Origin of the sequence: Brevibacillus sp. IT-7CA2 (genome assembly GCF_949767855.1) — a bacterium.
Taxonomy (GTDB): domain Bacteria; phylum Bacillota; class Bacilli; order Brevibacillales; family Brevibacillaceae; genus Brevibacillus.
This window is the reverse complement of record NZ_CATKQT010000051.1, coordinates 23813-36765: the sequence shown is the minus strand read 5'-3', so window position 1 is coordinate 36765 and position 12953 is coordinate 23813. Positions and strand designations below refer to the sequence as shown.

Genomic DNA, 12953 nt, shown 5'->3' with positions numbered 1-12953 from the left:
CAGGGAAAATTAAAAATTGAGGTAACGTACTCGATACTTTTTACGTACTTCTTATGTGGAAGAAAATCTATGCGATAGCGGTTTTTTTCGATGGAATCAGCATTTCGAGAAGGAATACCGGAAAACATTGTCGAACATACAACATGACTATCTTTTTTCGTCGAATAATCTGTACAATGGGAAAGATGCCTGATGGATCAGACGAAAATGCGTATTTTATCCGCAGCAGCGAAGCTTTTTGATGTTCATGGCTACAAAGGGACCTCCGTAAGACAAATTGCCTCTGTTGCTCAAGTAAATTCCGCGCTGATTTCCTATCACTTTGAAGGGAAGCAAGGAGTCCTGGAGACGTTGATTGCTTCTTACTTTGAGACGTTGTTTCGCCTTTTGGAAGAACTGGAAAACGAGCAGGAAAACTTCCCTGCCTATCAACGATTGGAACAAGTTGTGCAGCTGTATTTGCAATTTCAATGTGAGCATGCGCCTATCACGCGTTTGATTCATCGTGAGCTGAGCGTAGAATCCATGCTTGCACGTGAAGTGATGACGCTATATATGAGCCGATGGAAGCACGGACTTTCGCGTGTGATCGAGGGCGGTGTCGTCTCGGGTGAGTTTTTGCCCGTCTCTATTGATCGTACAGTACTGGCTATGACGAGCCAGATGATATATCCATTTTTGCAACCACAAATGGTTCGCCAGGTCTATGATCTGGAGCCATCTTCCGAGGAGTTCGTCCAATGGCTGCAAACCTCGATTATGTGTTATCTGCGAGGTTCTTTGCTGCCCGCTTAGGCGTGGCCTCTCCCAATGAATGATTCTAGTAAGGGGATGTATGACAAGTGAAACGAAAACTATTCATGCTCTGCTTGGCAGGCATGTTGTTATATACGAATCCGGCTTATGCGACGCCGTTTCCAGATAAAAAAGACGAAGTTGTTCAGGACGCTGACAACTATTTGAAAAAAGAAGATAGGACGACCTTTGCAAATTCATTGAACGGCATACCGGGCAGCTACAAAGTCGTGGTCGTGGAAAGCACTGCACCGGAAGCAGAATCTCCGGATATCTACGCGCAAAAGCTGTTCGACAATTACAATTTAGCCGACGATGCAATAATGATCGTACTCGACATGAACACCGAGCAGTTGGGGATTTATGCTGGTCCTAATTTGCAGGCAAAAGGTGCCACGATGGCATTGCTGCATGACAAGATCGCGTCTTTCTATGAACCATTCCGTACACAAAAGCAGTATTTGACCGGGATTCAGACGTTAATTGCGGAAGTAAACCAAGAGCTTAGCCGCATTGAAAACAAGCAAGCAACAGCAAAACCGGGTGCGACCGACGCTAGTAAAGCTGAAGAGAGCGAAAGCAGTAGCGCACTCGGAGGCATTCCATGGTGGATCTATCTGGTTGGGGCTGTATTTGCTGGACTATCGATCGGCTTGATTTACGCGATGATCAGACGCCGTGCTATTTTTGCTCAAGTAGACGATGTAGAGGATTGGAAGGAAGAGCTCGTAGAGAAGATCAATGTCATCGAGGTGGAAAAACCGCTTCGCCGTTCCAGCGGCATGACAGAAGTACGTTACCACCACTTGGCTGACAAAAAAGAAAATCTGTTGCGTATTCGCATCCCTGATGTGGAAATGATGATTCTCGATGCGGAAGAGGCTTGCGATCGCTTCCGTTTTACATTGGCACTTGGCATGCTGAATGAGGCGAGAGAGGCCATTTCAAAAATTGAGGAAGAGCTGAATGAGCTAAAAACAGACACTTCCAAAGTGGCAGTTACCAAGCAAGAAAACAAGGTTGTTGTTCCTGAGATTGGAAAGCAAGTGGAGCAGATGGAACGACGCTTGTCCGATTTGCGTCTGGAGTACGGATTGTCTTTCCATGAGCTGAAAGCGTCGCTCGATGAAGTAGACACGATGCGAAAACTCGTAAAAACTGCGCGGGCGGCAGGGGACGACATTGCGGCGTATGAAACCACACAAAAAGCTCAGCAAGTACTGGAGCAGGTGGGACAAGCGATGGAGCTCATTCCAAAGCTTGTGCAACGCGTGAAAAAAGAAATGCCGGAAGAATTCAAGCATCTGGAAGATGGAATTGAGCAAGCCGTTCGTGACGGCTTTGATTTAAAGCAGGATTCCTTGGACAATGCCCTCTTGCAGGCGAAGCAATTGGTCATGTCCGCGAAAAGCGCTTTGGAAGAGGGCAGCCTGGAAATGGTGTTGACCCATGTCAAAGCGTTCGAAGTGCTCCTTGATGCGACGTATCAAGCAATAGAAGATGGCGTTCTTGCTCGTGATGAAGTAGCCGCGACGGTATATGCAGAAGCGGAACCGCAAGCAGAAGTGAATCAAGGCAAAGATGAAACAGAATTTGTGCAGGTAGAAAAGAAAGCAGAAGTAGGAGAGGTGGAACAGGATGATTCGCTACAGCAAGTAGCTGCGACATCCGCGCCTGTGGAGCGGGAGATTCGTATACCTGAGCCGACTCCTGCTAGCGAGACCGAGTATTCTACCAGCGAAGCAGAGCCTGAAAAGCCGGCTCATATCCAGCAGACGAAAGTGGAAGAAGAGCGAACGGTGCGAGGAAAATCCTCAGAGCTGAGTGAAGCTGAACGTTCCGTTTTGTTGCAAGCCATTCCTCAGCTTTTCAATAAAAAAGCACAAAAGCCTGCTTCAGCAGTCAAAGCTGAGGAGCCTGCTTACGAAGAAGAAGAAGAGTATGAACTGGTCATGCCGAAGAATCAGCCTGAACAGGAAGAGATGATTCCGGAAGAAGAAGAGCAAACGTATTTGGTCATCGAAACGGAAGACGATGCGCTGGATGAATTGGAGAGAATTTCGAACACATTAGTCCGCGTCCGTCAGCAAATCAAGCGCAGCTACTTGCCGGGGATTCCGGATCAATTGAAATACATGTTTGAAGAAGTCGTGCAAACGTTGGGCCGCGTGCAAACGATCATGGAGCAATACCGCTATGATCTGGAAGAGGTGGCCATGCTGGTTCAGGACGCGAGTGATTTGGTCGGCGAAACAGAGCGGATGGCAGAACGGATTATCACAACTTGTCAGATGGCAGAGGGTGCCATTCAGTATACAAACCGTTATCGCCGCCAAAATCGCCAGGTTAATGAGTTGTTGACGAAGGCAGAGATATCATTTCGCCAACTGGCTTTCGCAGAAGCCTATCAACTTGCCGAAGAGGCCCGTCTGGTAATTGAAGGCGCACCAGCCGAAGAGGACAACCGTTGGCTTCTCCGCCGTAAGAAAAAGGGATGAGTCCCATGATGGTCTTTCCTCTCTTCTTACTGGCAGCTGGCATTCTCGTCATGGTACAGCCGCGGACAAAACGTTGGCAATCGCGAATGAACGCCTATTTTCAAGGAGACGAAAAGCGCGTCAAGCAGCGCGCCAACACGTTTTTTCTGTTGGGCTTAGCCTTTTTGTTCGCTGGATTTGCGTATTTGTTCCGCCTTGTCGGATAAACCAATAACGAAAAGCACCTGCTATCAAAAGATGGACTTGCCTTCTTTAGTAGCAGGTGCTTTTTGTTGGGCAAAAAAAAGAAGCATCGCTCACGCAGGCGATGCCCCATCTAGGAAGATAAAGGGAGTAAGGTCTGTTAAACCAGCACATTACAACTAGGGGGGAGTAATGTGCTGATTTCTCTTTTCATGAAAAGAGAACCTGATTCATAGTTTCCCCAATCCTTCTTGATCTAAACGTCATTCTCGTAAAAAAATTCAAATGCTTCCTGCGCACTATGCGTACCCGCGGAATAGCCGGATGAAAAGGCGATGGTGATGTTGTAGCCACCAGTATGGGCGTGGACGTCCATGACCTCGCCAGCAAAATACAACCCATCCATGAGCTTGGATCTCATCGAGCGTGGATCGATCTCTTTCACGCTCACGCCGCCACCTGTAATGAACGCTTCCTCAAGGGAGAGCGTGCCCGTAATCGTGAGTGGAAAAGCTTTGATCAAGCTCGTGAACTTGCTCCACTCTTGTTTTTTCATATGGCTGTAGGTCGTTTCTTCCGAAATTCCTGCCAACGAAAGCAAGAGTGGGATAATCCGTTCGGGGAGGAAGCCTTTGATTGCATTTTTAACTGCCTTTTTTGGCTGCTCCTCAATCAGCTGCCAGCTTTCCGCCGTGATTTCATCGGTCGTTCTGTCAGGCATGAGATCGATCGTCAGAGATAGAGGAACCGCTCCATATTTTCGTTGCGACACAGAGACATAGTGCCCCATGCGCAGGGAGGCGGGGCCTGATATTCCGAAATGAGTGAAGATCATATCGCCTTCTTGGGTGTTGATCTTTTTCCCATTGGGCGCATACAGGGTCATCGTGATGTCACGCAGCGACAGACCCTGAATTGATTTATCGCGAATGAAAGAGTCATTGGCTGTAAGCGGTACTTCAGTAGGATACAGCTCTGTAATCGTGTGCCCGGCTGCTTTCGCCCATGCATAACCATCGCCTGTAGACCCTGTCTGTGGTACAGAACAGCCTCCGACAGCAATAATCACACAAGGCGCGGTGATTTTCTCACCGGACTGAAGCATGATACCACCGACTCTCCCTTCCGAATAGAGAACATCTTTTACAGCGGCATTTAAATGGAGGGCGGCACCTCGGCGCTTTAATAAATCAATCAACGCCTGGGCAACTGTCACTGCTTTATCTGTGACGGGAAACATACGGCCCCGATCCTCTTCTTTTAATGCGACACCCATCTCCTCAAAAAACTGGATAATCTCTCGGTTGCCGAATTGGGTGAGAGCGCTGTACATAAAGCGGCCATTTCCTGGCATTTGTTTGATTAATTCATCTTGTTCCTTGGCATTGGTTACATTACAGCGACCGCCGCCAGATATGATGAGCTTGCGTCCGAGCTTCGAGCCTTTTTCCACGAGACAAACTCTTGCTCCTTGGCCAGAAGCAGCAATAGCAGACATCAGCCCAGAGGGGCCGCCGCCAATGATGATAACGTCATAATTGTATTGTGATCGATTCATTTCATTCTCGTCCTTTGTTGTGTAGGGTTGGGCAACACTCATTTTACCACATACCGCCCACCCGTCGCGCAATTCTAGCTAGGATAGAGAGGACGAGGCACCTAAAATATCAGTCAACGGCTGCTTTTCTAAGACGTAGCGAACGGTGGATTGGCCACGGAGGATATTCGTGACGACATATCCTTTGGCAAAATAAGCCGTGAACAAGTCGCACGTCATCTCTCTCCACAAGGAAGCGACGCTCATATCTGCTCGTTTTACATCCTGGAAGAAGGCAGGGACAGGGAGCAACACCATGGGCTCTTCGCGTGACAAATCTATTTCGATGGGATGTGGGATACCATCCTTGATTTCTAGACGCAACAGGTCTGGCGCCTGTTCAATAGAGGGAGTAGAGTTCTTCCCTGCCTGACGTGATTCCACACGATCGCTTCCGATAAACCATTCCACGAGGAAACGGTCTGTCGGCAGTCCACGATTGAAGTCGTCATCAAGCTGTCCGTAGCAGTTTGGCAAATAAGTTCGAACGATACCTCCCAGCTTGGCGATGTTCAGAACACCGTTTACAGTCTCAAGCGGATCGTACGTCCATGTGATTTTGGAATAGCCCGCAGCTGCCGCTTCATCTTTTTGCAGCCATTTCATTTGTACACCTAACCCTTGCTTGCGATACTCTGGCAAAAAGCCGAGCATGTGCGAACAAAGATGGGGTTCTCCGTTGGTGAAGCCCGGGAAGCTGTACAAAAAGCCGATCATTTCCTCGCCATCGAATGCCCCTAAAAACAGACCGCCAAACTTTTGCATGGTGAGTGTCATATGGTGGGGAATAGCACTAGAAGGGTCCCATATTTTCCCCTCCATTGCTTCTAATTGCTCAATCTCACTGAATTCGGCCAACTTTCGTAACATGATTGCCATCTACTTTTTCCCCCTCAAACGATTCGTGTTTTTTTCTTCATTCGGGACAAGCTCTTGCATTCCTGCTTGGGAGTAGTTGCGTCTGAATTCTCTCTCGCTGATAATAGAGAAGGATAATAGGCATGAAACTAGGGTCGAGGAGGATTTTTGGCGATGGAAAATAAATTTCAAGTTGAACTGTGGAACCGTTTGACGCAGGCACCAGGAGCGCCTGGCTTCGAAGGTCCGGTACGCGAGATTATGCGGGAATACATAAGCAGCTATACGAGTGAACTCATGTACGACAATTTGGGCAGTATTTTTGGCGTTATGCGTGGTGACGAGAACGGTCCGAAAATTATGGTAGCGGGTCACATGGACGAAGTGGGTTTCATGGTCACTCGAATTTCTGATAAAGGATTTATTTCATTTCAGACATTGGGAGGCTGGTGGGGGCAGGTCCTGCTTGCGCAACGTGTACAAATTATTACGGACAATGGACCAGTCGAAGGCGTAATCAGCTCGATCCCGCCGCATGTCTTGAGCGACGATCAGCGCAATCGACCGATGGATGTACGCAACATGTACATTGATATCGGCGTGGATTCACGTGAGGAAGCAGAACAGGTAGGGATAAGGGCTGGCCAGCAAATCGTTCCGGTTTGCCCGTTGCAGGTCATGGCCAATCCGCGCCGCATCATGGCTAAAGCATGGGATAATCGCTATGGTTGCAGTTTGGCTGTGGAGCTCGCAAAAGAGCTGCACGAAAAACCCGATCATCCGAATGTCGTCTTCGTCGGGGCCACTGTACAGGAAGAATTGTCCGGACAGCGCGGCGCGAAAACTGCCGCTGCGTCCATCGATCCGGATTTGTTCTTGGCCTTGGATGCGAGTCCAGCCACAGACATACCAGGTGTAAAAGATGACGGCGGCAAGCTCGGCGGTGGACTTTTGATGCGCATCTACGATCCGATGTACGTCATGCCGGTAGGATTGCGTGAGCTTCTTATCTCCACGTGCGAAGAAGAGAACATTCCGTACCAGATTTATGTGGCAAAAGGCGGGACGGATGCAGGTGTCGTTCAGTACCATGGCAAGGGAGTGCCGTCTGCCGTAATTGGAATTCCTTCCCGTTACATTCACAGCCATGCTTCGATCATTGATCGCGAGGATTACGAGGCAGCCAAGCGTCTGCTGTTCAGTGTCATTCGCAAGCTGGACCGTGCGACGTGGGAATCCATTTTGCCTAGATAAATGGTCTGGAGAATATCCTCGAGGAAAGAGAAAGTGGGGGAGTGCTTTTGAACGGGATCATATTGTATACACGGCGTCAGGGCGAAGCTACGTCCTTTGAATTTAATGTGTTTGACAATCAATTCGCTACGGAGAATCTGGCAGTGCGCAAGGTGTTGATGGCAATGCTTGCAGCCGTTTCTAACAACTTGACCGATCTGGAAGTGGAGTACAACGACAGCATACTGGTGGAAAAGGTCGGGGCGAAGCGTGCCGGGGAGCTGCTTCGTTTTCTCGGGGCAACAAAAGAGAACATGCGGGAAAATCTGAGCAATGATGTAGTCGTCAGCCGGACCTTTCAAGCGCCTTTTACACAGGAGCGCTATGAATACTTCTACAACCTGACGGACATCGCACAGCTGTCACACTATCGCTTGAAAGAGGGCAAAGAAGATCGCATCGTGTTTTATTTCACACGCTATCTCCAACTGATTGTGCCTGATGAAAAGTCTCGCCAAGCATTTTTGGACAGATTGGAAGCATTTAGCTTGCCGTACAAGCTCGTACCGATTGCGTAAATGAAATGAAACGAAAAAAGTCATTTTGCCCTTGCATGAGGCGCAAAATGACTTTTTTATTGATTGCCTGAGGGTTAGGTGGAAGGACGATTTGGCCCCTCCAGTTTTTTGTCACCATATCCCGGTGCATCGTTTTGAACGCTTTTGGGCTGGCGATTGCGCTCGTCTGGTCGATTTTGCTGTATAGAGGAATCTTTGTTTTGCTTGGTCATATAACTACCCCTTTCTCAGAGCCATGGTTGCCAAGGCGAATTTGTTTTTTGACGAATGCGGGAGGATACATGGTCCTCCAATTGGATGAATAGGGAGGTAAGCGGCACTCGCCTAAGCACTTCCATTTGTTTTTCGGGTTGATGCTGTGTTTGTTCCTCTATGTTCATGTGGCGCCTTCCTTTCTGCGATTTTTTAAGGGCGAGTCAGGTACAGCGTTTTTGTGGCGAGGAATTGCATATACGGCAAACAGACCAAGAATGGCCGCCAAAAACAGCGTAATCACTCCATAGCCAATCCACGGATATTTGCTGCCGACTCCCCCTAGCTTTTCAACCATCGCTCCACCCAATCCCGTCCCAAGAGCCGTCCCAAGACCAGATACGAAATTGGAAAAGCCAAAGTACGCTCCCAGCGATTCTTCCTTTGCGAAATGAGTGACGAGACTGTCCAGCATCGGCATAAACAGCATCTCACCCAAAATGAAAAGAATCGCTGCCCCGCACAGTGTGAGGAAGTGGTTCGCCCAACCCATGAGTGTAAGCCCTGCACCCAACAAGATCGTTCCCATCGTGACAGACAAGTACGGATTGATGCGCTGTAGTACAAAGCGTGAGATGACCCCTTGCAAGATGACGACACTGAGCGAGTTGATCGTCCAAAGGAGACCAATCATCGTAGCAGAATGCAGGACATGCTCTCCCCGCAGCGGCAGGATCATGGCGAATTGAGCGTAGACCGCCCAGATTAAGAGCGAGATCACGGAAAAAAGCAGAAAGCTGCGATGGGTCAAGATGTGACGATACTCCTTGATCGGCGTTTGCTTACAATCAGCTCCCACACAGCGATCATCGGGAAGGATGAAGCGGGAAAAGACAGCAAGTGCTCCGTAAACAATGGCAGCTACGAGAAACGGTTGTTTCCCACCCGCAGTCATCCACGTAATGATCAAGCCTGCGACAATGATCCCGCTATGAGCGAGTATCCCTCTCCATGAGAAGGCAGCGGTTCTTTGGCTCTCATCCACTTCATCCGCGATCATGGCTTTAATGGTAGGAGCGAGCAGGCCAAGACCCAAACCGTTGACAGAGGAGAATAACAAGAAGAGACCATAGGAATGGCTGAAGTGATAGCCTGCCATGGCACAACCTTGAAGGAATGCCCCCAAGGCTAGGATGGAGCGTTTGCCCCAGCGATCTGACATCAAGCCGCCTGCCAAGCTTCCGATTTGGTATGTGATGCTTCCCGCTGCCAAAATGATGCCGACTTGGGAGAGAGAAAGAATCCGTACCTTTTGCAAAAAGACTGGGAAGACGGGAATGACCAGATAAGAGGCCATGTGCATGAAAAAGACGACTGTCAGTAACAGCAAGTAAGGCTTGTTGCGTAACAGAGATCCAGTAGAGGCTGTCATGTTCGTCTCCTCTTTGATTCATTCCTCTCTAGTATGCTCATCCTGTTTTATGAAAAACGTCTAGTCGTTTTTCACAAACCCAAAGTAGGCCAGCACACAAAATCGATATGAAGGCAGGCAAGTGTCCAATCCAACAAGTGTGGAACCACATATACCTATAGGGAAAGGTACCATGGGCGATATGGAATGGTGCGAGGAGCGCGGCAGGATGAAGGGGGGATCTGACGTGAGAGGATTTGGTTTCTTCAACGAGGAAGGTTTCGAAGTGATCATCTGGATCATCGTGATCGTTTTTCTCCTCGTTATATTTTTTGACGAAGGGATAGATTAAGATGAGTGGATATCGGCCGGTTAGGCAATTGAATCACTATTACAAATCAAACGACGCTTTCAAGAAATGGATAAAGGCCAATGAGCAATGGTTCAAGCAAAATCCAGAGGTTTTTAACCAGATGCTGCGCAATCCGAAAATGGTCAACTTGTTTACAGATCTCATGATCATGAACTCGCCGCGCATTGAAAAGAAACTGAAGAAATGGAGAAGGAACCGACGCTGACCGATCCGGCATGCTGCCAAATAGAGCATGCCGCTTTTTATTTGGAACGTTGACGAGTCCTGTTATAAAACCGGGATGACGAGCGTAGGGATAAGCATATGCTGCTTGTTCGAAGAAAGGATGAAGCACAACATGGCACAAGTCATTTTGACGTTTTTCGTGGCTTATGGCATTGTGGTTGGCGGTGCTCTTTCAGGTGGGGTGGGCGCATTTCTCACAGAAAAGCCTCCGCTGTTATCCATGGCCCAATTAGCTGACCAGCTCAAAATATGGGGATTGGTTGGGGCATTGGGCGGAACTTTTGATTCGTTTTTGCAGATTGAAAAAATACTGATGGGAAATTTGACACCTGTCTTTAAACAGCTTGTGATGATCGTCGTCGCATTCTTGGGTGCCCATATCGGAACGATCTGTGTGCATTGGCTGGTACAGGTGCGCTCATGAAGGTGATTCTTTGGAAACGTTACCTCGCTCTTTTGCTCATGGGGTGCGTGTTGGGGGGTACCATGATTTTATTTACATACGGACGCGAAATGGAACAGATGATGCTGATCAAAAAAAGCTTGGAGCTGCAAAACAAAAAACTGTACGAGGAAAATCTGGAGCTGAAGCAAAATCAGCGGGTCTATCGCAAAAAGCAAGAGACCGTCATCGAAGACGTACGCGCTTCTGTACTCACTGCGGATCAGAAGCAGCCACTTCATGCCACCATTGTGGTACAAGTAGTTGATCGCGTGGAAAAGGATCTCGCTTCGTTAAAAGGGAAAAAGGTTGAGCAGGTTGCGGAGGTCCATCAGGTCTTGCATGAAATGCTGCGACGCCGCGAATACATTTTGTCTGATCGAACGACAGTGGAGGTACGAATCAAAACAGTCGTAATCAGTAGAACGTTGCATGTGTTCGTGACAGCGGACGTTATACCCGATGATGTTTGGCAAAAGATTGCGCGAAACTTTCTATTTCTTCCGCCGTATATTTCAATATAGAATATCTGATAGCCAGATCATGTAGGTCTGGGTCGGTATAAAGGAGAGGCGAACACATGTCCATGTTCAAAAAATTATTGGCTAGTGTAGGTATTGGCTCTGCGCAAGTAGATGCACGTCTTGAGCAGGATTCACTCATTCCCGGAGATATGGTCAGAGGTGAGGTCCATATCAAGGGAGGAGATGTCGCCCAGGAAATCGACGAAATCTACATGTATGTCGTCACACACTATGAAAGAGAAATCAACGACTCTAAGACGAAGGAAGAATGCACACTTGTAAAATATCGTCTGTCTGAGCGGGTACAATTGAAACCGAAAGAAGAAACCGTTCTGCCATTCGCTTTTCAATTACCGTATGAGACGCCATTGACGATGGGGCGTCAACCCGTTTACCTACGGACAGGTCTCGATATTAAAAATGCGATTGACCCGGGGGATTCCGATTTCATTGAGGTTCGCCCACATCCGTTAATGTCCAAAGTGTTGGATGCTGTTCAACAGATCGGATTCCAGCTGTATAAGGTAGACTGCGAATACAATCGCCACCTTGGTCGCAATCATCCGTTTGTACAGGAATTTGAATTCCGTCCAACAGGGCCATACCGTAGCCAATTGGAGGAGCTCGAAGTAGTCTTCTACCTTCGCGATGGCGAATTGGAAGTTTTATTGGAACTGGATAAACGTGCGCGAGGCTTTATGGGAGCTTTTGAAGAAGCGTTTAATCTCGATGAACGCTATATCCGTTTCCGCTTAACGAATGCAGATGTGAACAAACATACGCATGTCATTGCAGAAGCAATTGAAGCGCTCATTAAGCAGCAGCTTCGCTAGAGAATGATACAAAAAAGGCCTGACGGAGTGAAAGTGACCACTCTGTCAGCCTTTTTTCTTTATGGAGGTCTTAATCATCGCCAACGCCTACGATAGTCAACAGAACGAACAAGACGAGAATTAGCGCAATCCCATTAAAGCCGCCGTTAAACAAGCTCATCGATTTTCCTCCCACCAGCAAGATGTAGTCAATTCCCTATAGAATAGTCATTGATCTATGAATCGGTGTCGAGGCTTCTACCTAAATTCCTGTACACAACTCTCTTTTTAATTTTTCGATTTGCATGTATAGGGCTGGATTTTTCTGACAATACTGTGAGCATGAAGAATCCAGAGGAGGATATTATTATGAATTTGTTAGAAAAAACGAGAAAAATTAATGTGATGCTTCAAAAAACAATGGGTGGTAGCGGAGTAGGCTTCCAAGATCTCGCAAGACTTTTATCTGAAGTAATTTCTGCAAATGTTTACATCATTACCGCAGATGGCTCGATCCTGGGAAGTGGAATGAATCAGGAAATTTCCCTGCATGAAGAAGGACGTTCATCCACGCAACTGCAGCAAGGTGTACATCAAAAGCTGCTGGAAGTTACACAAACCTTGGCAAACGAGCCGATTACCAGTCCGTACAGCCTGGTTCCAAAAGAGTTGAATTCGATCTTCCCGCAAATGATGACGACGATTGTTCCAATAAATGCAGGGGGAAGCCGTCTTGGCACACTAGTCCTGCTGCGTGCTTACGGTCAGTTTGAAACAGAGGATCTGATTTTGGGCGAGATCGGTGCTACCGTGATCGGTATGAAAATCGTTCGTCAGCGCACAGAACAAATTGAAAATGAAGTGCGTGACAAAACATTTGCCAAAATCGCACTCTCTTCGTTGTCCTACAGTGAACAGATCGCGATTGAAAAAATTATGGAGCAATTGGATGCACGCGAAGGCTTGCTGGTAGCTAGTCAACTGGCAGATCAAGCAGGTCTGACACGTTCTGTCATCGTGAACGCTCTTCGCAAGCTGGCAAGTGCGGGTGTGCTGGAATCCCGTTCGTTAGGGATGAAGGGTACATATATCAAAGTGCTGAATGACAAGTTCCCATCTGAATTGGCGAAATGGAAAACCTCATAAAATGGCACGAGCTACCCAGAAGCTCTCCCTGTACAGGGAGGGCTTTTATTTATGAATCAACAAGTATAGCAGAATCGATAAAACGT

At 47.8% G+C, this 12953-nt stretch carries 16 protein-coding genes; 11 read left to right on the top strand and 5 right to left on the bottom strand.

All coding sequences use genetic code 11. The features are described 5' to 3' along the window. Positions 1-192 precede the first annotated feature (192 nt). Genes refZ through ACM6JA_RS23745 form a run of 3 tightly spaced genes read left to right on the top strand, consistent with a single transcriptional unit; the run spans position 193 to position 3499 of the window. Positions 193-795 carry a forespore capture DNA-binding protein RefZ gene (gene refZ / locus ACM6JA_RS23755; RefSeq protein ID WP_414854356.1) on the top strand — a complete coding sequence of 201 codons (603 nt, stop codon included), beginning with the start codon at positions 193-195 and terminating at the stop codon, positions 793-795. A 47-nt stretch (positions 796-842) separates the two neighbouring features. Continuing rightward, entirely contained in the window at positions 843-3293 is a 2451-nt protein-coding gene (locus ACM6JA_RS23750) for a septation ring formation regulator EzrA (RefSeq protein WP_414854355.1), read from the top strand. After that, on the top strand, positions 3290-3499 hold the full coding sequence (locus ACM6JA_RS23745; protein ID WP_007720915.1) for a hypothetical protein: 210 nt from the start codon (positions 3290-3292) through the stop codon (positions 3497-3499). Before ACM6JA_RS23750 ends, ACM6JA_RS23745 begins: the two co-directional genes overlap by 4 nt. A gap of 233 nt (positions 3500-3732) precedes the next feature. Here ACM6JA_RS23745 and ACM6JA_RS23740 read toward each other — a convergent pair whose 3' ends face one another. Together ACM6JA_RS23740 and ACM6JA_RS23735 are read right to left on the bottom strand one after the other, a co-directional pair. Further along, on the bottom strand, positions 3733-5034 hold the full coding sequence (locus tag ACM6JA_RS23740) for an NAD(P)/FAD-dependent oxidoreductase (protein ID WP_414854354.1): 1302 nt from the start codon (positions 5032-5034) through the stop codon (positions 3733-3735). A 78-nt stretch (positions 5035-5112) separates the two neighbouring features. Then, positions 5113-5952, bottom strand: a complete 840-nt coding sequence (locus tag ACM6JA_RS23735) for a GNAT family N-acetyltransferase (protein ID WP_414854353.1) — start codon at positions 5950-5952, stop codon at positions 5113-5115. Between the two features lie 153 nt (positions 5953-6105). Between ACM6JA_RS23735 and ACM6JA_RS23730 the strand changes: the two genes are divergently transcribed. Both ACM6JA_RS23730 and ACM6JA_RS23725 read left to right on the top strand, forming a co-directional pair. After that, the gene (locus tag ACM6JA_RS23730; protein ID WP_414854352.1) at positions 6106-7185 is read left to right on the top strand and encodes a M42 family metallopeptidase; all 1080 of its coding nucleotides are present in this window, start codon (positions 6106-6108) and stop codon (positions 7183-7185) included. A 41-nt stretch (positions 7186-7226) separates the two neighbouring features. Then, a complete protein-coding gene (locus ACM6JA_RS23725) occupies positions 7227-7742 on the top strand; it encodes a hypothetical protein (protein WP_414854351.1) in 516 nt (171 codons plus the stop codon). Between the two features lie 74 nt (positions 7743-7816). Here ACM6JA_RS23725 and ACM6JA_RS23720 read toward each other — a convergent pair whose 3' ends face one another. Together ACM6JA_RS23720 and ACM6JA_RS23715 are read right to left on the bottom strand one after the other, a co-directional pair. Next, positions 7817-7954, bottom strand: a complete 138-nt coding sequence (locus ACM6JA_RS23720; RefSeq protein ID WP_414854350.1) for a hypothetical protein — start codon at positions 7952-7954, stop codon at positions 7817-7819. 164 nt (positions 7955-8118) lie between these two features. Beyond that, entirely contained in the window at positions 8119-9366 is a 1248-nt protein-coding gene (locus ACM6JA_RS23715) for an MFS transporter (protein ID WP_414854349.1), read from the bottom strand. A gap of 172 nt (positions 9367-9538) precedes the next feature. Here ACM6JA_RS23715 and ACM6JA_RS23710 point away from each other — a divergent pair, with 172 nt between their 5' ends. From ACM6JA_RS23710 to ACM6JA_RS23690, 5 genes are all read left to right on the top strand, one after another. Next, positions 9539-9697, top strand: coding sequence for a hypothetical protein (locus ACM6JA_RS23710; protein WP_238543277.1), 159 nt, complete (start codon positions 9539-9541; stop codon positions 9695-9697). A gap of 1 nt (position 9698) precedes the next feature. Continuing rightward, the gene (locus tag ACM6JA_RS23705; RefSeq protein WP_007720895.1) at positions 9699-9923 is read left to right on the top strand and encodes a hypothetical protein; all 225 of its coding nucleotides are present in this window, start codon (positions 9699-9701) and stop codon (positions 9921-9923) included. Positions 9924-10055: 132 nt separating this feature from the next. Beyond that, a complete protein-coding gene (locus ACM6JA_RS23700) occupies positions 10056-10367 on the top strand; it encodes a YtrH family sporulation protein (RefSeq protein WP_007720892.1) in 312 nt (103 codons plus the stop codon). Between the two features lie 62 nt (positions 10368-10429). Further along, positions 10430-10909 carry a hypothetical protein gene (locus tag ACM6JA_RS23695; protein WP_414854348.1) on the top strand — a complete coding sequence of 160 codons (480 nt, stop codon included), beginning with the start codon at positions 10430-10432 and terminating at the stop codon, positions 10907-10909. A gap of 56 nt (positions 10910-10965) precedes the next feature. Continuing rightward, positions 10966-11742 carry a sporulation protein gene (locus ACM6JA_RS23690; RefSeq protein ID WP_409174944.1) on the top strand — a complete coding sequence of 259 codons (777 nt, stop codon included), beginning with the start codon at positions 10966-10968 and terminating at the stop codon, positions 11740-11742. 70 nt (positions 11743-11812) lie between these two features. Here ACM6JA_RS23690 and yjcZ read toward each other — a convergent pair whose 3' ends face one another. Beyond that, positions 11813-11902: a sporulation protein YjcZ gene (gene yjcZ, locus ACM6JA_RS23685; RefSeq protein WP_007720887.1), complete on the bottom strand. Its 90-nt coding sequence runs from the start codon at positions 11900-11902 to the stop codon at positions 11813-11815. A gap of 188 nt (positions 11903-12090) precedes the next feature. Between yjcZ and codY the strand changes: the two genes are divergently transcribed. After that, entirely contained in the window at positions 12091-12867 is a 777-nt protein-coding gene (gene codY, locus ACM6JA_RS23680; protein WP_414854347.1) for a GTP-sensing pleiotropic transcriptional regulator CodY, read from the top strand. Positions 12868-12953: the final 86 nt, after the last annotated feature.